At 72.9% G+C, this 20,544-nt stretch carries 15 protein-coding genes; all 15 read left to right on the top strand.

Annotated elements, in window-relative coordinates; translation table 11 throughout:
• Nucleotides 1-247: 247 nt before the first annotated feature.
• The 15 genes from ACN268_RS14635 (at nucleotide 248) to ACN268_RS14565 (ending at nucleotide 20,397) form a co-directional block, all read left to right on the top strand.
• Nucleotides 248-1,426: an ROK family transcriptional regulator gene (locus ACN268_RS14635; protein ID WP_204926331.1), complete on the top strand. Its 1,179-nt coding sequence runs from the start codon at nucleotides 248-250 to the stop codon at nucleotides 1,424-1,426.
• Nucleotides 1,423-3,012 (top strand): sugar ABC transporter ATP-binding protein, encoded by a 1,590-nt coding sequence (locus tag ACN268_RS14630; protein WP_421483682.1) that lies wholly within the window; start codon nucleotides 1,423-1,425, stop codon nucleotides 3,010-3,012. The genes ACN268_RS14635 and ACN268_RS14630 overlap by 4 nt, the downstream gene beginning before the upstream one ends.
• 31 nt (nucleotides 3,013-3,043) lie before the next feature.
• Nucleotides 3,044-4,165, top strand: coding sequence for an ABC transporter permease (locus ACN268_RS14625; protein WP_421483681.1), 1,122 nt, complete (start codon nucleotides 3,044-3,046; stop codon nucleotides 4,163-4,165).
• A gap of 128 nt (nucleotides 4,166-4,293) precedes the next feature.
• Complete coding sequence (locus ACN268_RS14620) at nucleotides 4,294-5,349, top strand: substrate-binding domain-containing protein (protein WP_421483680.1); 1,056 nt, start codon at nucleotides 4,294-4,296, stop codon at nucleotides 5,347-5,349.
• A gap of 20 nt (nucleotides 5,350-5,369) precedes the next feature.
• Nucleotides 5,370-6,578 carry a Gfo/Idh/MocA family protein gene (locus ACN268_RS14615; RefSeq protein WP_421483679.1) on the top strand — a complete coding sequence of 403 codons (1,209 nt, stop codon included), beginning with the start codon at nucleotides 5,370-5,372 and terminating at the stop codon, nucleotides 6,576-6,578.
• Nucleotides 6,579-7,036: 458 nt separating this feature from the next.
• On the top strand, nucleotides 7,037-8,185 hold the full coding sequence (locus ACN268_RS14610) for an inositol-3-phosphate synthase (RefSeq protein WP_421483678.1): 1,149 nt from the start codon (nucleotides 7,037-7,039) through the stop codon (nucleotides 8,183-8,185).
• The gene (locus tag ACN268_RS14605; RefSeq protein ID WP_421483677.1) at nucleotides 8,182-9,123 is read left to right on the top strand and encodes an SCO3242 family prenyltransferase; all 942 of its coding nucleotides are present in this window, start codon (nucleotides 8,182-8,184) and stop codon (nucleotides 9,121-9,123) included. Before ACN268_RS14610 ends, ACN268_RS14605 begins: the two co-directional genes overlap by 4 nt.
• On the top strand, nucleotides 9,120-10,052 hold the full coding sequence (locus ACN268_RS14600) for a sugar phosphate isomerase/epimerase family protein (protein ID WP_421483676.1): 933 nt from the start codon (nucleotides 9,120-9,122) through the stop codon (nucleotides 10,050-10,052). The genes ACN268_RS14605 and ACN268_RS14600 overlap by 4 nt, the downstream gene beginning before the upstream one ends.
• 37 nt (nucleotides 10,053-10,089) lie before the next feature.
• Nucleotides 10,090-10,692, top strand: coding sequence for an EboA domain-containing protein (locus tag ACN268_RS14595; RefSeq protein ID WP_421483675.1), 603 nt, complete (start codon nucleotides 10,090-10,092; stop codon nucleotides 10,690-10,692).
• A complete protein-coding gene (locus ACN268_RS14590) occupies nucleotides 10,693-11,547 on the top strand; it encodes a TatD family hydrolase (RefSeq protein WP_204926338.1) in 855 nt (284 codons plus the stop codon). It begins immediately after the preceding gene.
• Nucleotides 11,547-12,755: a metabolite traffic protein EboE gene (gene eboE / locus ACN268_RS14585; RefSeq protein ID WP_421483674.1), complete on the top strand. Its 1,209-nt coding sequence runs from the start codon at nucleotides 11,547-11,549 to the stop codon at nucleotides 12,753-12,755. The genes ACN268_RS14590 and eboE overlap by 1 nt, the downstream gene beginning before the upstream one ends.
• Nucleotides 12,756-12,819: 64 nt before the next feature.
• Complete coding sequence (locus ACN268_RS14580; RefSeq protein ID WP_421483673.1) at nucleotides 12,820-14,262, top strand: alkaline phosphatase family protein; 1,443 nt, start codon at nucleotides 12,820-12,822, stop codon at nucleotides 14,260-14,262.
• On the top strand, nucleotides 14,259-15,326 hold the full coding sequence (locus tag ACN268_RS14575; protein ID WP_421483672.1) for a polyprenyl synthetase family protein: 1,068 nt from the start codon (nucleotides 14,259-14,261) through the stop codon (nucleotides 15,324-15,326). Before ACN268_RS14580 ends, ACN268_RS14575 begins: the two co-directional genes overlap by 4 nt.
• A 433-nt stretch (nucleotides 15,327-15,759) precedes the next feature.
• Complete coding sequence (locus ACN268_RS14570; protein WP_421483671.1) at nucleotides 15,760-18,624, top strand: carbohydrate-binding protein; 2,865 nt, start codon at nucleotides 15,760-15,762, stop codon at nucleotides 18,622-18,624.
• 60 nt (nucleotides 18,625-18,684) lie between these two features.
• Entirely contained in the window at nucleotides 18,685-20,397 is a 1,713-nt protein-coding gene (locus tag ACN268_RS14565; RefSeq protein WP_421483670.1) for a ThuA domain-containing protein, read from the top strand.
• Nucleotides 20,398-20,544 lie beyond the last annotated feature (147 nt).

The raw sequence follows: 20,544 nt of genomic DNA, 5'->3' as shown, positions 1-20,544 counted from the left end.
GGTAATGCTTCCTCCGCCCGCTCCGGGCCCGCCGGGCGGTGTTCACCCGGCCTCGGTAGCAGGTCGTTGTGGAGATTTCTCGGTCTGTCAACCTTTTCTTGATCCACTAGTAGCTTTTGTTCGTTCGGACAAAAGTTGTCGGAGGAACGACCGAAGCTATGGACACGCGCCACGGAAGTCTCCTACTGTGTCGACCACAACACAACGGCGTGACGTCAATGTGAACCCTGAGGCGGAGGTGAGTCCCGTGCGGACGGCAGATCCCCTGCACGTGCAGCTGTTACGGCTGCTCCGTGACGAGGGGCCAGCGTCCCGGGCCGAGCTGGGTGACCGGTTGCAGATGCCCCGGCCCCGGCTCCTCGCCGAGTTGGAACGACTGGTCGGCCTGGGCCTGGTGGCCGAGGCCGGACTGGCCGCCTCCCGGGGGGGCCGCCGGTCGACCCTGGTCGAGCTGAACCCCCACCTGCGGTTCGCCGGCATCGACATGGGCGCCAGTTCGATCGACGTCGAGGTGGTCAACGGGCGACTCGAACCGGTCGCCGCGTACGCCGAGCCGGCCGACATCCGCTCCGGCCCGAAGGCCATCCTGCACCGGGTCAACGACCTGCTGCACAAGGCCCGGGTGGACGGGGCGTACGAGCGGCTCAACGGCGTCGGCATCGGCCTGCCCGGCCCGGTCAGCTTCCGCGACGGGGTGCCGGTCTCGCCGCCGATCATGCCCGGCTGGGACCGCTACCCGGTACGCGAGCTGATCAGCCGCGAGCACGGATGCCCGGCGGTGGTCGACAACGACGTGAACATCATGGCGATCGGCGAGCGGCACGGCGGGGTGGCCCACTCGGTCGACGACTTCCTCTTCGTCAAGATCGGCACCGGAATAGGGTGCGGGATCTACCTCAGCGGCGAGGTCTACCGGGGCACCGACGGCTGCGCCGGCGACATCGGGCACATCCAGGCTGAAGCCGGCGGACCGGCCTGCACCTGCGGAAACGCCGGTTGCCTGGAGGCCGTTTTCAGCGGGGCGGCGCTGGCCCGGGAAGCCTCCATCGCGGCGCGCACCGGCACCTCGCCGGCGCTGGCCGAGCGGCTCGCCGCCCGGGGTGCGGTCTCCGCCCGCGACGTCGCCGAGGCGGCGGTCGAGGGCGACGTCACCTGCATCCAGCTCATCCGCGACGGGGGCCGCCGGGTCGGGCAGGTGCTCGCCGGCCTGGTCAGCTTCACCAACCCGTCGATGATCGTCATCGGCGGCGGGCTGGCCCACCTCGGGCACATCCTGCTCGCCGAGATCCGCAGCGTGGTCTACCGCCGTTCGCTGCCGCTGGCCACCGGCAACCTGCCGGTCGTCCTGTCCGAGCTGGGACCGCGCGCCGGAGTGGCCGGCGCGGCCGTCCTCGCCAGCGACGTCGCCTTCGGGGAGGCATCATGAGCACCGAGTCGCATTCCGCCGCCGGGGACAAGGCCCCGCTGGTCGAGGCGCCCGCCGACACCGTCGCCGGTGAGGTGGTGCTCCGGCTGACCGACGTGGTCAAGACCTTCCCCGGCGTCCGCGCCCTCGACGGCGTGCAGCTCGAGGTGCGGGCCGGCGAGGTGCACTGCCTGCTCGGCCAGAACGGCGCCGGCAAGTCCACCCTGATCAAGGTGCTCGCCGGGGTGCACCGCCCCGACTCCGGCCAGGTGGAATGGCGCGGCCAACCGGCGCACTTCGCCAACCCGCAGGCCGCCATGCGCGCCGGCATCGCCACCATCTACCAGGAACTCGACCTGGTCGAGGACCTGTCGGTCGCCGAGAACGCCTTCCTCGGGCACGAGCCGAAGGTCGCCGGTTTCGTCAGGCGCGGGCTGATGGCCCGGCGTACCCGGGAGATCCTGAGCCGGCTCGGCCACGGCGAGATCCCGCCCGGCCGGATGGTGCGGGCGCTGCCGGCGGCCGGCAAGCAGGTGGTCAGCATGGCCCGCGCACTGTCCCACGAGGCCCGACTGATCATCATGGACGAGCCGAGCGCGGTGCTGGCGCACGACGAGGTGGACAACCTCTTCCGGATCATCCGGGAACTCACCGCCCAGGGCATCGCGGTCATCTACATCTCGCACCGCATGGAAGAGATCCGCGAGATCGGCGACCGGGTCACCGTACTCAAGGACGGCCGGACCACCGCGGCGAACCTGCCGGCCCGCGACACCCCGACCCGCGACCTGGTCGCCCGGATGACCGGCCGGACCATCGAGTACGTCTTCCCGGACCGCCCGACCGCGCCCGCCACCGGCGACGACCTGCTGCGGGTCGAGCGGCTGAGCCGGACCGGCGAGTTCGCCGACGTCTCGCTCAGCGTCCGTCCCGGTGAGATCGTCGGCATCGCCGGGCTGGTCGGCTCCGGCCGCTCGGAACTGCTGGAGACGATCTACGGTGCCCGCCGCGCCGAGTCCGGCACCATCCGGATGGGCGGGCGGACCCTGCGGCCGGGCAGCGTCGGCGCGGCCGTGCGGGCCGGCATGGGCATGGCACCCGAGGAACGCAAGAGTCAGGCGTTGCTGCTCGGCGAGCCGATCCACCGCAACGTCACCCTGGCGACCTTCACCCGGTACGCCCGCCTCGGCTTCACCAACGCCGGGCGGGAGCGGGCCGAGGCGGAACGGATCGCCGACGACCTCCAGCTCCGGCCCAACGACGTGCGCCGGGCGGTACGCACCCTCTCCGGCGGCAACCAGCAGAAGGTGGTGGTCGGGCGCTGGCTGCTCGGCGACACCCGGTTGCTGCTGCTCGACGAGCCGACCCGGGGGGTGGACGTGGGGGCCCGTGCCGAGCTGTACCGGGTGATCCGCGGCCTGGCCGCCCAGGGGGTCGGCGTGCTGCTGGTCTCCAGCGAGGTGCCCGAGGTGCTCGGCCTGGCCGATCGGGTGCTGGTGATGCGGGAGGGCCGGATGGTGCGCGAGGCGCCCGCCGGCGAACTGGACGAGAACACCGTGCTCGACCTCGTCATGGCGGGGTCTCTGATGGAAGGCGCGCCGGCATGAGCGAGCGCAGTGGACATAACGAGGTGACGGCATGAGTGAGTCGACCGGGACCGCGACGCCGGACCGGCCGGCGGACCTGCCGGCGCAGTCCCCGCCGGTAGACCCGGCCGTGACGGCGTCGCTCAAGGAGAAGCCGAGGACTGGCGGGTTGTCCTTCTGGAGCGGCGACGGCGGCGAGGGCGCGAAGCGTAACCTCGGCCTGATCGGCGTGCTGGTGGTGCTGGTCGTGATCGGTGCCGCGACCCGCTGGGACCTCTACTCCAACCCGGACTGGGTGTGGGGCAACACGCTGACCATCCTCAAGCTCGCCTCGGTGGTCGGGGTGGTCACCGTCGGGATGACCTTCGTGATCATCGGCGGCGGCATCGACCTGTCGGTCGGCGCGATCGTCGCCCTCGCCGGGGTGTGGGCGACCACGGTCGCCACCCAGAGCTACGGCGCGGGCGGCATGATCTTCACGGCGATCGTGGTCGGTGTCGCGGTCGGCCTGGTCAACGGGATTCTCATCTCCTACGGCCGGCTGGTGGCGTTCATCGCCACGCTGGCCATGATGGTCGCCGCCCGGGGTCTGGCCGCCCAGATCTCCGGCAAGCAGACCCAGGTGTCGAACAACTCCTTCATCAACGGCATCGCCAGCACCGACCTGCTCGGCATCCCGCTGCTGGTCTACATCCTCGCCGCCGTGGTCGCCGCCGGTTGGGTGCTGCTCAACCGCACCACCTTCGGCCGGCGTACGGTCGCCGTCGGCGGCAACCCGGAGGCGGCCCGGCTCGCCGGGATCAACGTCCGGCGGCACACCCTGCTGCTCTACGCGCTGTCCGGGCTCTGCTGCGGCATCGCCGCGATCATGCTGACCGCGCAGGCCAACTCCGCCCAGGCGGCCATGGCCAACCTGTACGAGCTGGACGCGATCGCCGCGGCCATCATCGGCGGCACGTTGCTCAGCGGCGGCCGGGGCACCATCGTCGGCTCCCTGCTCGGGGTGCTGATCTTCTCCACCATCACCAACCTCTTCGCCATCAACGGCCTGTCCACCGAGGCCCAGAACATGGTCAAGGGCGGCATCATCGTCGGCGCCGTCCTGATCCAGCAGGTGCAGTTCCGCAGCGTCACCCAGTTCCTCAGCCGCAACAAGCTGACCACCCCCGCCTGACCCGGACGCGTCGCCCCACCGGGCGCGTCCCGCCCCTCCGCATCACCGCATTCCGGCGGCCACCGACGGTGGCCGGGATCAGCACAGCCTTTTTCACCCCCACCATCCGTCATTTCCTGGAGGTCGTCATGACCCAGCCCCGTGACCTGTCCCGTCGCCGGTTGCTCTTCGGCGGCGCGGCGGTCGGCGCCGGTGTGCTCCTCGCCGGTTGCACCAGCAACGAATCCGCACCGACCGCGGCGCAGACCAAGGCGGCCGACAACGCCGACGGCGGCAACGCCGCCCCCGGCAAGAAGGTCACCGTCGGCTTCTCCGCCCCCGCCGCCGACCACGGCTGGATCGCCGCCATCACCAACAACGCCAAGGCGCAGGCCGGCGCGTACTCGGACGTGGACTTCAAGACCGTCGAGGCCGGCGCGGACGCGGCGGCCCAGCGGGCGGCGCTGTCCACCCTGGTCGCCCAGAAGCCGGACGTCATCGTGGTGCTGCCGCACGACGGCAAGGAGCTCAACGCGTTCGGTCTGGAGGCGATGAAGGCCGGCATCCCGGTGGTCAACCTGGACCGGGCGTTCCCCGACGCGCTTGCCTACCGGCTGCAGATCATGGGCGACAACTACGGCATGGGCGTGGCCGCCGCGAACTTCATCGTGGCGCAGCTCAAGGCCAAGGGCGTCAGCAACCCGATCATCGGTGAGATCCCCGGCATCGACTCGCTGGAGCTGACCCAGCAGCGGTCCAAGGGCTTCGCCGACACCCTGGCCACGGCCGGGTTCAAGGTGGCCAACCGGCGGCCGGCGGAGTTCACCGCCGACTCCGGCCAGCAGGCGGCCACCGGCCTGTTCCAGGCCCTGCCGAAGATCGACGCGGTCTGGAACCACGACGACGACCAGGGCATCGGTGTCCTGGCCGCGGTCAACCAGGCCAACCGCAAGGAGTTCTTCATGGTCGGCGGCGCCGGCTCGAAGAAGGCCATGGAGGACATCCAGGCCGACAACACGGTGCTCAAGGCGACCGTGACCTACAGCCCGTCGATGGCCTCCTCGGCCATCTCCCTGGCCCGCCTCATCGCCCAGGGCAAGGGCATGTCCGACCTGGTGGAACTCCAGGTGCCCAAGGAGATCGTGCTCGCCTCGGAGACGATCACCAAGGAGAACGCGAGCAACTACCTCAAGCTCGGGTTCTGATACACGGGGGGAGACCCACCTTGTCCACTCACGACAGCGAACTCCGGATCGGCATGATCGGGTACTCGTTCATGGGCGCCGCGCACTCACAGGCGTGGCGCACCGTGAACCGGGTGTACGACCTGCCCGCCCGGGTTCGGATGGCGAAGATCTGCGGCCGGGACGCCGCGAAGGTCGCCGAGGCAGCCGACCGGCTGGGCTGGGACGCGCACACCACCGACTGGCGTGCCCTGGTCACCTCGGACGACATCGACGTGGTCGACATCTGCACACCAGGTGACAGCCACGCCGAGATCGCCCTCGCCGCGCTCGCCGCCGGCAAGCACGTGATCTGCGAGAAACCGCTGGCCAACACGGTGGACGAGGCGCGGGCGATGACCGCCGCCGCGGCCACCGCGGCAGCCGCCGGGGTCCGGTCCATGTGCGGGTTCAACTACCGCCGGGTGCCCGCCGTCGCCCTGATGCGACAGCTCGTCGCCGAAGGACGGCTGGGGACGATCCGGCACGTCCGGGCGACGTACCTGCAGGACTGGATCGTCGATCCGCAGTTCCCCCTGGTCTGGAGGCTGGAGAAGGACAAGGCGGGCTCCGGTGCCCTCGGTGACATCGGCGCGCACATCATCGACCTGACCCAGTACGTGACCGGGCAGCGGATCACCGGGGTCAGCGCCGTGACCGAGACGTTCGTCAAGGAGCGTCCGCTGCCGGGCGCGTCCAGCGGCCTGGCCGCCGAGGTCGACGGTACCGCGACGGCGACCGGCACGGTCACCGTCGACGACGCCGCGATCTTCGTGGCCCGGCTGGACGACGGGGCACTGGCCACGTACGAGGCGACCCGGTTCGCCACCGGCCGCAAGAACGCCCTCCGGGTGGAGATCAACGGTTCGCTCGGTTCGGTGGTGTTCGACCTGGAACGCCTCAACGAACTGGAGTTCTACGACGCCACCCGGCCGACGGCCGAGCAGGGGTTCGCCCGCATCCTGGTCACCGAGGCCGAGCACCCGTACATGGCGGCCTGGTGGCCGCCGGGTCACATCATCGGCTACGAGCACTCCTTCACGCACGAGATGCGCGACTTCGTCGAGGCGGTCGCCAACGGCGTCGACCCGACCCCGTCGTTCGCCGACGCGTTGCAGGTCCAGCTCGTGCTGGATGCGGTGACCCGCTCGGCGGAACTCGGTTCCCAGTGGACCGACGTCGAGCCGGCCCTGGCCGCGCTCGCCGTCTGACCAGCCACCTCCGCCGCCGACCGGCGAGGGACCGGCCGCGGTTGCGCCCCGCGGCCGGGCCGGGGTCGGTGTCGGAGGGCGTGCGCCGGGCCGTCGGCCCGGGGCACGCGCACGTCGGCCGTCCGGTGCGGCCGGACCGGGATTCCCCGGTCGCACCGGAGGGCCGCCTGTTAGAACATAGATGAACGTGATTCGATAAACCGGATCACCGACCACAGTCGTCCGGCCGGAGGCGCGCCGCCGCCATCGGCCGGATGCGGGGAGGCAGGGCCGAGACGCCGAACCGGCCCTGCCTGCCAGCCCCGTCCGCACGCCGTACGGGAACCGGATGCGGTGACGATGCCGCCGACGTCGTCGCCGTGCCCGGTGCCATCCCGAACGACGGGCGGGCGGGGCCACCCCGCGCCCCACCCTACGACTCGACCGACGCGACGTTTCCACCCGACGGAAGGAGCACCATGAGAACGGGTGTCTGGCTGGTGGGAGCGCGCGGTTCCGTCGCGACCACCGCCATCGTCGGGGGCCTCGCCCTGCGGGCCGGTCTCACCGGCCCCACCGGCTGCGTCACCGAACTTCCCGACCTGCGCGGGCCCGCCCTACCCCCCTTCGCCGACCTGGTCTTCGGCGGTCACGACGTGGCCACCACGCCGCTGACCAAGCGGGCCGAGGCGCTCGCCGCCGCCGGGGTGCTGCCCGGCCGGCTGGCCACCGCGCTCGCCGCCGACCTGGCCGCCGTCGAGGAGGACCTGCGGCCCGCGCCCACCGGCGGCAGCCAGGCCGACCGGGCCGCCGCCATCGCCGCCGAGCTGACCGCGTTCCGCGACCGGCACCGGCTGAACCGGGTCGTGGTGGTCAACGTCTCCGCCACCGAACCCGCCCCCGGCACCCACCCCGGCCACGCCGACCCGGACGGCCTGCGGGCCGCCCTCGCCGGCACCGACGAGGTGCTGCCACCCAGTTCGCTCTACGCGTACGCGGCCGTCGAGGCGGGCTGCCCGTACGTCGACTTCACCCCCTCCACCGGGCTGCGCCTGCCGGCGCTCGCGGCGCTGGCCGCCCAGCGCGGCCTGCCGTACGCCGGGCACGACGGCAAGACCGGGGAGACCCTGGTCAAGTCGGTGCTCGCCCCGATGTTCGCGATGCGTCACCTCGCGGTGCGCTCCTGGTCCGGGGTCAACCTGCTCGGCGGCGGCGACGGGGCGACCCTGGCCGAGCCGGGCGCCAACGCCGCCAAGGTGGACAGCAAGCAGCGGGTCCTCGGCGAGACCCTCGGCTACGTGCCGCAGGGCGGCACCCGGATCGACTACGTCGAGGACCTCGGCGACTTCAAGACCGCCTGGGATCTGATCACCTTCGCCGGTTTCCTCGGCACCGGGATGCGGATGGAGTTCACCTGGCACGGCTGCGACTCCGCGCTGGCCGCCCCGCTGGTGCTCGACCTGGCCCGGCTCACCGCCGCCGCGCACGCCGCCGGCCGGGTCGGCCCCCTGCCCGAGCTGGCGTTCTTCTTCAAGGACCCGATCGACTCGCCCACCCACTCGCTCAGCGCGCAGTGGCAGCGGCTCGTCGACTTCGCCCGGGAGCTGCACGCCGGCGGTGCCGGGTGACCAGCCTGGCCGACCTGGCCGAGCTGGTCCGGGCGCCGGCCGCGCTGTCCGTGCCGGGGGACCTGGTGGCCGGGGCGGCGGCGGCCGGGGTGCTCGGCCCGCGTACCGCCGGGCTGGCCGGCGCGTCGGTGCTGCTCTACTGGGCCGGGATGGCCGCCAACGACTGGGCCGACCGGGGGCTGGACGCCGAGGAACGCCCGGAACGGCCCATCCCGAGCGGCCGGATCACCCCGGCCGCCGCCGCCGGGGTCGCCGCCGGGCTCACCGCCGCCGGCCTGGGCCTGGCCGCCGCCGTGGGCGGTCGCCGCGCCGCCGCCGTCGCGCTCCCACTCGCCGCCACCATCTGGGGGTACGACCTCGCGGCGAAGAACACCGCCGCCGGTCCCGCCGTGATGGCCGCCTGCCGGGGGCTGGACGTGCTGCTCGGCGCGTCCCCCGGCCGGCCGGTGCGGGCGCTGCCGGCGGCGCTCACCGTCGCCGCGCACACCTGGACGGTCACCGCCCTGTCCCGACGCGAGGTCAGCGGCGCCGACGCGGCGCTGCCCCGGCGTACCCTCGCCGGCACCGCCCTGGTCGCGCTGGCCGCCACCACCCTGCCCCGCCGCACCGCCGTGTCCCCGCGTCCCGGGGCCGCCACCGCGTCCCCGCGTCCCCTGGCCGCTGAACCGTCCCCGCGTCCCCTGGCCGGGATGGTCGCCGCCGCGTTGCCGGTCGGCCTGGCCGGCTGGTACGTCGCCCGGTACGGCGGCGCGCAGGCCCGGGTCGCCGCCGAGCCCACCGCCGGCCGGGTCCGGGCCGCCGTCGGGGCCGGCATCACCGGGCTGCCCTCGTTGCAGGGCGCGCTCACCGCGCGGGCCGGTGCCGGGCTGGTCGGCGCGCTGGTCGCGCTCGCCGCGCCGCTGGGCGGCCGGTTGGCCCGGAAGCTCTCCCCGACATGACCGTCCCACCGCCCACCACCCCCGCCGACCCCCCGGCCGTCGAGCGGCTGCGGTTCGGTTACGGCACCAACGGGTTCGCCAACCACCGGCTCGACGACGCCCTGACGGTGCTGGCCGACCTCGGCTACGAGGGGGTCGCGCTCACCCTCGATCACGACCATCTCGACCCGTACGCGCCGGGGCTGGCCCGTCGGGTCGACGCGGTGGCGCACCGGCTGGCCGCGCTGGGCCTCGGCGTGGTGGTCGAGACCGGCGCCCGCTACCTGCTCGACCCGTGGCGCAAGCACGCCCCGACGCTGCTGCACGACGAGGCGGCCGGCCGGATCGACTTCCTGGAACGGGCGGTGCGGGTCGGCGCGGACCTCGGCGCGGAGGCGGTCTCGTTCTGGGCCGGGGTCCGGCCCGGCCACGTCCCGGTGGAGGTGGCCCGGGACCGGCTGGTCGCCGGCTGCGCCACGGTGGTGGCCGCCGCCGACCGGGCCGGGGTGACCCTGGGCTTCGAGCCGGAGCCGGGGATGCTGGTCGAGGACATCGCCGGCTGGCGGTGGCTGCACCGGGCCCTCGGCGAGCCGGCGTGCTTCGGCATCACCCTCGACATCGGACACTGCCGCTGCCTGGAGTCGGCGACCGTGCCGGACTGCGTCCGCCAGGTGGCCGGCCACCTGGTCAACGTGCAGATCGACGACATGCGCCGGGGCGTGCACGAACACCTGGAGTTCGGCACCGGCGAGATCGACTTCCCGCCGGTGCTGCGGGCCCTGGCCGACGGCGGCTACCGGGGACTCGTCGCCGTGGAGCTGCCCCGACACTCGCACGCCGCACCCACCGTGGCGGCCCGGTCGCTGGACTTCCTGCGTACCGCCGCCCGGGACGCCGGTCTCGCGGCGGGCGCACCACCCGTGCCCGCCGGCACCACCGGGGCGGACTGACCACCGCCGACCGTACTCACCTGGGGAGGGAAGACGGATGACTCCGGATCGACTGCGGGCCGCGCTGGAGGGCGCACCCGGTCCCGACTGGCTGGACACCGCGCTGCGGCACGTCGCGGCCGAGCCCGACGCGGTCGCGCGGTACTTCCCGGCCGCCGCCCGCCGGTGCGGCCGGCACGAGCTGCCCGGCGCACCCGGCTGGAGCGCCGACGAGGCGGCCCGCGCGCTGCTGCTGGCCGCCCTGCCCGCCGACCGGGCCGCCGGGCAGGTCGAGCAGGTCTACCGGTACGGCGACGCCGCCGAGAAGCGGGCCGTGCTCAAGGCCCTGCCGCTGCTGCCGATCGGCGACGCCGGGGTGCCACTGCTGCACGACGCGATCCGCACCAACGACACCCGGCTGGTCGCCGCCGCCCTCGGCCCGTACGCCAGGCACCTGACCGCCGACGCCTGGCGGCAGGCGGTGCTCAAGTGCGTCTTCATCGGGGTGCCGCTGGCCGTCGTCGACGATCTGGACGGCCGGGCCGACGGGGAACTGGCCACCATGCTCGCCGCGCTCGCCGCGGAACGGCACGCCGCCGGTCGGCAGCTCCCCACCGACGCCACCGCACTGCTCGACCGGCTCACCATCAGGGAGGCGTGAATGCGCATCTTCGACCCCCACATCCATATGACGTCGCGGACCACCGACGACTACGAGCGGATGGCCGCCGCCGGGGTCCGCGCCGTGGTCGAGCCGGCCTTCTGGCTGGGGCAGCCGCGCACCAGCGCCGCCTCCTTCGCCGACTACTTCGACTCGCTGATCGGCTGGGAACCGTTCCGGGCCGGCCAGTTCGGCGTCCGGCACCACGCCACCGTGGCGCTGAACCCGAAGGAGGCCAACGACCCCCGCTGCCGGCCGGTGCTCGACCTGCTGCCCCGCTACCTGGAGAAGGACGCCGTGGTCGCGGTCGGCGAGATCGGCTACGACGACATGACCCCGGCCGAGGACGAGGCGTTCGCCACCCAGCTCGCGCTGGCCGTCGACCACGACCTGCCGGCCCTGGTGCACACCCCGCACCGGGACAAGGCGCGCGGCGTCGAACGCAGTCTCGCGGTGGTCGCCGAGAGCGGCATCGCACCGGGCCGGGTGGCGCTGGACCACCTCAACGAGGTGACCGTGAAGCTGGCCCGGGACAGCGGGTGCTGGCTGGGCTTCTCCATCTACCCGGACACCAAGATGTCGCCGCCGCGGATGGTGGAGCTGCTGCGCACGTACGGCACCGAGCGGATGCTGGTCAACTCGGCCGCCGACTGGGGCCGGTCCGACCCGCTGCTCACCCGGGCCACCGGCGAGGCGATGCTGGCCGCCGGGTTCACCGACGACGACGTCGACCTGGTGCTCTGGCGCAACCCGGTGGAGTTCTACGGGCAGTCCGGCCGGCTCGACCTGACCGACCTGGACACCCCGACCAGCGGCACCTTCGAGGGCAACTCGATCCTGCGCGGCGGCGACTGATGCGGCTGCGGCACGCCGACGGCAGCACCGTCCACCTCGGCTACTGCACCAACGTGCACCCCGCCGAGGACACCGCCGGCATCCTCGCCCAACTCGACACGTACGCCCTGCCGGTGCGGGAGGCGCTCGGCGCGGACCTGCTCGGCCTGGGGCTGTGGCTGGCCGCCCCGGTCGCCGCCGAGCTGGCCGCCGACCCGGCCGCCCGTCGCCGGTTGCGCGCCGAGCTGACCCACCGGGGGCTGGAGGTGGTCACCCTCAACGGTTTCCCGTACGCGGCCTTCCAGGCCCCGGTGGTCAAGGGCGCGGTGTACCACCCGGACTGGACCACCGGGCAACGGCTGCGCTACACCCTCGACCTGGCCCGGGTGCTCGCCGACCTGCTCCCCGACGACGCCGCCCGGGGCTCGGTCTCCACCCTGCCGCTGGCCTGGCGGCACCCCTGGGACAGCGCGCACGCCGAAGCGTCCCGACGCCGGCTCGACGCGCTCGCCGCCGGCCTGGCCGAGGTGGAACGCGACACCGGCCGCCCGGTGCGGGTCGGCTTCGAACCCGAACCGGGGTGCGTGGTGGAGAGCAGCGGGCAGGCCGCCACGCTGCTGGCCGGCCTCGACCCGGACCGGCTCGGGATCTGTCTCGACCTGGCCCACCTCGCCTGCGCCTGGGAGGAGCCCGTCGCGGCGCTGGCCCGGCTGCGCGCCGTCGGGCTACCGGTGGTCAAGGTGCAGGTGTCCGCCGCGCTGGAGTCGGCCGACCCGGTCGCCGACGCCGAGGCGCTGGGCCGCTGGGTGGAGCCGAGGTTCCTGCACCAGACCCGGACCGCCGGCTGCGCCCATGCCGCCGACCCGGCCGATCCGGCGTACGCGGCCGACGACCTGGACGCGGCGCTGGCCGCGCGGCTGCCCGGGGCGTGGCGGGTGCACTACCACGTGCCGCTGCACGCCCCGCCCGAGCCGCCGCTGACCTCCACCGTGCCGGTGCTGCGCGCCGCGTTGGCCGCGCTGCTCGCCGGCCCCACCGCCGGCTGCGACCACCTGGACGTCGAGACGTACACGTGGGGGGTGCTGCCGGCGGCGCGGCGGCCGCGCACCGACGCGGAGCTGGCCGTGGGCATCGCCGCCGAGCTGGCCTTCGCCCGCGACGAACTGGTCACCCTCGGCCTCACCCCGGCCGAGCGAGCCGTCCCGACGACCCTGGGAGTACGACGATGAGCGAGCGTCACCGACCCGGTACGACGAGGTGCCACCGCCGCGCCGGACGCAGCGGGGTGTCGGCATGAGCCGCCGGCTGGTGGTGCTGGACGTGGTCGGCCTGACCCCCCGGCTGCTGGCCCACATGCCCCGGCTGCGCGCCGTCGCCGAGCAGGGGTTCTCCGCCGGACTGGGCACCGTGCTGCCGGCGGTGACCTGCTCGGCGCAGGCCACCCTGCTCACCGGTGAAAAGCCGTCCGGGCACGGCATCGTCGGCAACGGCTGGTACTTCCGCGACCTCGGCGAGGTGCTGCTGTGGCGGCAGCACCATGCGCTGGTCGGCGGGGAGAAGGTGTGGCAGGCGGCCCGCCGGGTCGAGCCCGGCTACACGGTGGCCAACGTCTGCTGGTGGTACGCGATGGGCGCGGACGTCGACTGGACCGTCACGCCCCGTCCCATCTACTACGCCGACGGGCGCAAGGAACCGGACTGCTGGACCGACCCGCCGGAGCTGCACGACACGCTCACCGACGCGCTGGGCACCTTCCCGCTGTTCACCTACTGGGGGCCGGGCGCCGGGCTGCCGTCGTCCCGGTGGATCTGCCGGGCGGCCGAGCGCATCCTCGCCGACCACGCCCCCGACCTGACCCTGGTCTACGTCCCGCACCTCGACTACGACCTGCAGCGCTTCGGGCCGTCCTCGCCCCGGGCCGCCGCCGCGGCGGCGGAGCTGGACGCGGTGCTCGCCCCGCTGCTGGACGCCGCCCGGGCCGCCGACGCCACGGTGGTGGCGCTGTCCGAGTACGGCATCACCGACGTCTCCCGTCCGGTGGACGTCAACCGGCTGCTGCGCGCCGAGGGACTGCTGCGGGTCTACACCCAGGACGGCATGGAGTACCTGGACCCGTGGACGTCGCGGGCGTTCGCCGTCGCCGACCACCAGGTCGCCCACGTCTACGTGAAGGACCCGGCGGACGTGGCGGCGGTGGCGAAGCTGTGCGCCGGGCTGCCCGGGGTGGCCGAGGTGCTCGACGCCGAGGGCAAGGCGGCGGCCGGGCTGGACCACGAGCGGGCCGGTGAACTGGTGCTGGTGGCCGAGTCGGACTCCTGGTTCACCTACTACTACTGGCTCGACGACGCCCGCGCGCCTGACTTCGCCCGGAACGTGGAGATCCACCGCAAGCCCGGGTACGACCCGGCGGAGCTGTTCTTCGACCCGGCCGCGCCGGGTGCGGCGAAGCGGCGGGCGGGGGTGGCGCTGGCCCGTAAGAAGCTCGGCATGCGCTACCTGATGAGCGTGGTGGGTCTGGACGCGGGGGCGCGGGCGGTGCGCGGTTCGCACGGCCGGTTGCCGGCCGACCCGGCGGACGGTCCGGTGCTGCTCTGCTCCGACCCGTCGCCGGCCCGGGACACCTTCGCCGCGACCGAGGTCAAGGCGCTGCTGCTGGAGCTGGCCGGGCTGGGAGCCGGTGCCGACGGGGCGTCGGCGGCCCCGACCGGCCCGCCGGGCGCGGGGGAGCGGCGGTGACGCTCACCGCCGCCCCGACCGACGCCAGTGAGCTGCGCACCCGTTTCGACGCCGAGTTGGTGGCGTTCCTCGACCGGCAGGGCCCGGACTGGCCGGACGGTGCCCCGCGCGGCATCTTCTCGGCCCTGCACCGGTTCGTGCTGGCCGGCGGGAAGCGGCTGCGGCCGCTGTTCTGCTACTGGGGTTGGCGGGGGGCCGGGGGCGTGGATGACCGCCCGATCGTGGTGGCGGCGGCGGCGTTGGAGCTGTTCCACGCGTTCGCGCTGATCCACGACGACATCCTCGACGGCAGCGACCACCGCCGGGGCGCGCCGTCGGTGCACCGGGTCTTCGCCGAGCTGCACACCCGTTCGGCGTGGCGGGGCGACCCGGAGACGTACGGCCGCAACACCGCGTTGCTCTGCGGGGATCTCTGCGCGGCCTGGTCGGACCAGATGTTCCACGAGTGCGGGATGACCTCCGCGCAGATCTGGCAGGGGTACCGGGTCTTCGCCCGGATGCGGACCGAGGTGATCGCGGGGGAGTACCTGGACCTGGTGTCCGGGGTCGGGGACGGCTCGGTGGCCAGCGCGCTGACCGTGATCCGGATGAAGGCGGCCCGGTACACGGTGACCAGGCCGTTGCAGATCGGTGCGGCGCTGGCCGGGGCTCCGGCCGAGCTGATCGCCGCGCTCGTCGACTTCGGTGACCCGCTGGGTGACGCGTTCCAGCTCCGCGACGACGTGCTGGGGGTCTTCGGTGATCCGGCGGTGACCGGCAAGTCGATCCTGGACGACCTGCGGGAGGGCAAGCCGACGGTGATGATGGCGATGGCCCGCGACGCCGCCGACCGGGCCCAGGCCGCCCGGCTGCGGGACCTGTTCGGCAATCCCGAGCTGGATGCGGCGGGCGCCGCCGAGCTGCGGACGATCATCGAGGCGACCGGGGCGCGGGAGAAGATCGAGCGGTTGATCCGGGTCCGGGCCGACGCCGCCCGGGTGGCGCTCGCCCAGGTGCCGCTGGCGGAGCCGGCCCGCACCGCGCTGGCCGCGCTGGCCGACCAGGCCGTGCACCGGCGGCACTGAGCCGTCGTCGCCCCGGCCCGGGCAGCGGTGCGGGGTGTGCACCCGGCGCGGCGGGACCGGCGCGGCGGCCGGTCTTTCATCAGATGTATGTGGGTTCCCGCGCGGGTTTCGGGTGGCCGGGGTGGGGCCTTCATCTGATGAAAACCCACAACGGTGGGCAGAGGGTATGGACATTGATATAGGTCACCATTAATGTTTGTGGCATCACGGGCATGTTTCGTCAAGGTGAACCGGCGGCGCGGTAACCCCTCGGCGAGAGACCTTCCGCCGGGCGCTCCGCGCCCCGGCCGAGGTGCTGACCGGCCGACCGGGACACCCCGGCCGTCCGGCCTGCCCTGCCACACCCCACCACTCCACCCCACCACCCCGGCATCCGGCGCGGCGGCACGCGTCCCGCCCTGGCCGTGATCCGTCAGGAAGGGACAGCCCTCCAATGTCCATAAAGGACTCCACCGGTCACCGTTCCCGACGGTGGCTACCCTCCGCCGCCGCGTTGCTGCTGGCCGTCACCGCCGGCACGGTCGCCGCCACCACCGGCCCGACCGCCCCGGCCGCGGCCCACACCATCAACGCCAGCGACTTCCAGCAGGTCGAGCTGGCCCGGGGCGTCAACGAGATGGGCGAGCCCATGTCGCTGGCCGTGCTGCCGGACCGGTCCGTGCTGCACACCGCCCGCAACGGCACGGTGCGACGCACCGACGCCGCCGGCACCACCCGGACCATCGGCACGATCCCCGTCTACACCCACGACGAGGACGGGATGCAGAGCCTCGGGGTCGACCCGAACTTCGCCACCAACCGGTTCATCTACCTCTACTACGCGCCGCCGCTGTCCACCCCCGGTGGCGACGCGCCCGCCACCGGCAGCAACTGGTCGGCCTGGCAGGGCGTGAACCGGCTGTCCCGGTTCACCCTGAACGCCGACTTCACCATCAACATGTCCAGCAAGGTCGACATCCTCGACATCGGCACCGACCGGGGCATCTGCTGCCACGTCGGCAGCGACATGGACTTCGACGCCGCCGGCAACCTCTACCTGTCCACCGGCGACGACAGCAACCCGTTCGACTCCGCCGGCTACTCGCCGCTGGACGAGCGCACCAACCGCAACCCGGCGTACGACTCCCAGCGCAGCGCCGGCAACACCAACGACCTGCGGGGCAAGCTCCTGCGGATCAAGGTGAACGCCGACGGGACGTACTCGATCCCAAGCGGGAACCTGTTCCCCCCGGGCACCGCGAAGACCCGCCCCGAGATCTACGCGATGGGCTTCCGCAACCCGTTCCGGATCAGCGTCGACAAGGCCACCGGCGTCGTCTACGTCGGCGACTACGGGCCGGACGCCGGCAGCACCAACGCCAACCGGGGCCCCTCCGGCCAGGTCGAGTTCAACCGGGTCACCGGCCCCGGCAACTACGGCTGGCCGTACTGCACCGGCACCAACACCACGTCCGAGACGTACAACGAGTGGAACTTCGCCACCAACTCGACAGGCCCGAAGTTCAACTGCACCGGCGGGCCGACCAACAACTCGTTCCGCAACACCGGTCTGACCACCCTCCCGCCGGCCAAGCCCTCCTGGATCAAGTACGGCGGCGACTCCGGCAGCCCGGCCGCGTTCGGCAGCGGCTCCGAGTCGCCGGCCGCCGGCCCGGTCTACCGGTACGACCCGAACAACCCCTCGGCGACGAAGTTCCCGCAGAGCTTCGACGGGCTGTTCTTCGCCACCGAGTTCGGCCGGGGCTGGGTCAAGCCGATCCACGTCAACGCCGACGGGTCGCCCGGCACCATCGACAGCTTCCCCTGGGTGGGCAAGCAGGTGATGGACTCCGCGTTCGGTCCCGACGGGGCGTACTACCTGCTCGACTACGGCACCGGCTACTACAACGGTGACGCCAACTCGGCCCTGTACCGCTTCGACTACGTCGGCGTCGGCAACCGGGCGCCGGCCGCCCGGGCGAGCGCCGACCGGACCTCAGGACCCGCGCCGCTGACCGTGAACTTCTCCTCGGCCGGCTCCGCCGACCCCGAGGGCGGGGCGCTGACCTACTCGTGGGCGTTCGGCGACGGCACCACCTCCACGGCGGCCAACCCGACGAAGACCTACACCACGGACGGCTCGTACACCGCGACGCTCACCGTGCGGGACCCGCAGGGGGCGACCGGCACGAACAGCGTGACGGTCAACGTCGGCAACACCGCCCCGACGGTCACCATTACCGGCCCGGTCGACGGCTCGCTGTTCTCCTTCGGGGACACGGTGCCGTTCAGCATCACCGTCACCGACCCCGAGGACGGCACGGTCGACTGCACCAAGGTCAGGATGACCTACGTGCTCGGCCACGACCAGCACGGTCACCAGATCTCCTCGGTCAACGGCTGCTCCGGCACGATCACCATCCCGGTCGACGGCGAGCACGACGACGCGGCGAACATCTTCGCCATCTTCGACGCCGAGTACACCGACGCCGGTGGGCTCACCACGCACACCCAGCACACCCTCCAGCCCCGGCACCGGCAGGCCGAGCACTTCAAGACCTCGTCCGGCGTGACCCTCTACGACAAGACCCCCGCCGAGGGCGGCAAGACCGTCGGCAACATCGAGAACGGGGAGTGGATCGGGTTCTCCCCGTACCAGATCGGCAACGTCACCTCGTTCACCGCCCGGGTCTCCTCGGCCGGTGCCGGCGGCACCCTCCAGATCCGCGCCGGCTCGCCCACCGGCACCGTGCTCGGGCAGGCCAGCGTGCCGGTCACCGGCGGCTGGGAGACCTTCACCACCGTCACCGGCACGGTGTCCGGCGCACCCACCGGCACCACCACGCTCTACCTGACCTTCGCCGGTGGCAGCGGGCTGCTCTACGACCTGGACGCGTTCACCCTGAACACCGGCACCGTCCCGCCGCCGACCAACGGCACCGGGCCGATCAAGGGGCTGGGCGGCAAGTGCCTGGACGTGCGTAACGCGGCCACCGCCGACGGCACCCAGGTGCAGATCCTCACCTGCAACGGTGGGGCCGGGCAGACCTGGACGGTCACCCCGAACGGCCCGATCAAGGCGCTGGGCAAGTGCCTGGACGTCAACGGCGGCGGCACCGCCAACGGCACCAAGATCCAGCTCTGGAGCTGCACCGGTGGCAGCCCGCAGGTCTGGTCGGCGCAGTCCGACGGGACGCTGCGTAACCCCGCCTCGGGCAAGTGCCTGGACGTCTCCGGCAACAACTCGGCCGACGGAACCGTGGTCCTCCTGTGGACCTGCAGCTCGTCCGCGGCCAACCAGAAGTGGACCCTGCCCTGACCTGACGGGCGCGGGACCGGCGGTGTCCGGTCCCGCGCCCCCGGCGTACTGGAGCACGACATGAAACTCCTCCGACCGATTCTCGGCGCGGCCACCGCCGTCCTCGCCGCCCTCGCCTGCACCGCCCCGGCCACCTCGGCGTCCGCCGCCGACGCCGCCTACGACGTGCTCGTCTTCTCCAAGACCGCCGGTTTCCGGCACGACTCCATCGCGGTCGGCACCCAGGCCATCCGCGACCTCGGGGCGGCGAACAACTTCACCGTCACCGCCACCGAGGACGGCGGCCAGTTCACCACCGCCAACCTCTCCCGGTTCGAGGCGGTGATCTTCCTCAACACCACGGGTGACGTGCTCAACGCCAGCCAGCAGAGCGCCTTCGAGTCGTACATCGCCGCCGGTGGCGGGTACGTCGGGGTGCACTCCGCGGCCGACACCGAGTACGACTGGCCGTTCTACGGCAACCTGGTCGGGGCGTGGTTCGCCTCGCACCCGGCGATCCAGCAGGCCACCGTACGGGTGGAGGACCGCGCGCACGCGGCCACCGCCCACCTCGGCCCGACCTGGCAGCGCACCGACGAGTGGTACAACTTCCGCACCAACGCCCGCTCCACCGCGCACGTGCTGGCCAACCTCGACGAGTCGTCGTACTCGGGGGGTGGGATGGGGGCCGACCACCCGCACGTGTGGTGCAAGACGTACAACGGCGGCCGGTCGTTCTACACCGGCGCCGGGCACAACCAGTCGGCGTACTCCGAGCCGGCCTTCCGCGCCCACCTGCTCGGCGGCATCCGGTACGCGGCCGGCCGGACGAAGGCCGACTGCCGGCCCGAGACCGGCTACACCGCGCTCTACAACGGTTCCACCAACGGCTGGTCGCAGGCCGGGCCGGGCAGCTTCACCAACTCCAACGCCACCCTCAGCTCCGTCGGCGGGCTGGGCATGCTCTGGTACAGCGCGAAGCAGTTCACCAACTACTCGCTCAAGCTGGACTGGAAGGTCGACGGGGACGACAACTCCGGCGTCCTGATCGGCTTCCCGCCGTCGAGCGACCCGAACTCGGCGATGGACAACGGCTACGAGGTGCAGATCGACGCCACCGACACCGCCGACCGGACCACCGGCTCGGTCTACTCGTTCCAGGCCGCCGACCAGGCCGCCCGGGACGCGGCGCTGAACCCGCCGGGGGAGTGGAACACCTACGAGCTGCTGGTCGAGGGGGAACGGCTCCAGGTCTTCCTCAACGGGACGAGGATCAACGACTTCACCAACACCAACCCGGTGCGCTCGCTCGCCGGCCACATCGGCATCCAGAACCACGGCACCGGCGACGACGCCTCGTTCCGCAACATCCGGATCAAGGAGCTGGGCGGCACCACGCCGACCAACGGCACCGGCCCGATCAAGGGTCTGGCCGGCAAGTGCCTGGACGTCCGCAACGGTGCCACCGCCGACGGCACCCAGATCCAGATCTTCACCTGCAACGGCAGCGCCCGCCAGACCTGGACGGTCACCCCGAACGGCCCGATCAAGGCGCTGGGCAAGTGCCTGGACGTCTCGGGCGGCGGCACCGCCAACGGCACAAAGATCCAGCTCTGGACCTGCACCGGTGGCAGCCCGCAGGTCTGGTCGGCGCAGTCCGACGGCACCCTGCGCAACCCGGCGTCGGGCAAGTGCCTGGACGTCTCCGGCAACAACTCGGCCGACAACACCGTGGTCCTGCTCTGGACGTGCAGCTCCTCCGCCCCCAACCAGAAGTGGACCCTCCCCCAGTAACCCCACCCGGCCCCGTCCCACCCGACCGCCGGCCCGCCTGCCGCCGACAGGCGGGCCGGCGGCCGGACTGAGCATCGGTGATCAAGAGGTTTGCGTCACACGGATCGCCCCGTCGTGACGCAAACCTCTTGATCGTCGTGGGCGGGT

The organism is Micromonospora sp. WMMD735 (assembly GCF_049178995.1).
Classification (GTDB): Bacteria; Actinomycetota; Actinomycetes; order Mycobacteriales; family Micromonosporaceae; genus Micromonospora; species Micromonospora wenchangensis.
Note: the sequence above shows the minus strand (reverse complement) of the source record. Positions and strands in the feature narration are given on the sequence as shown.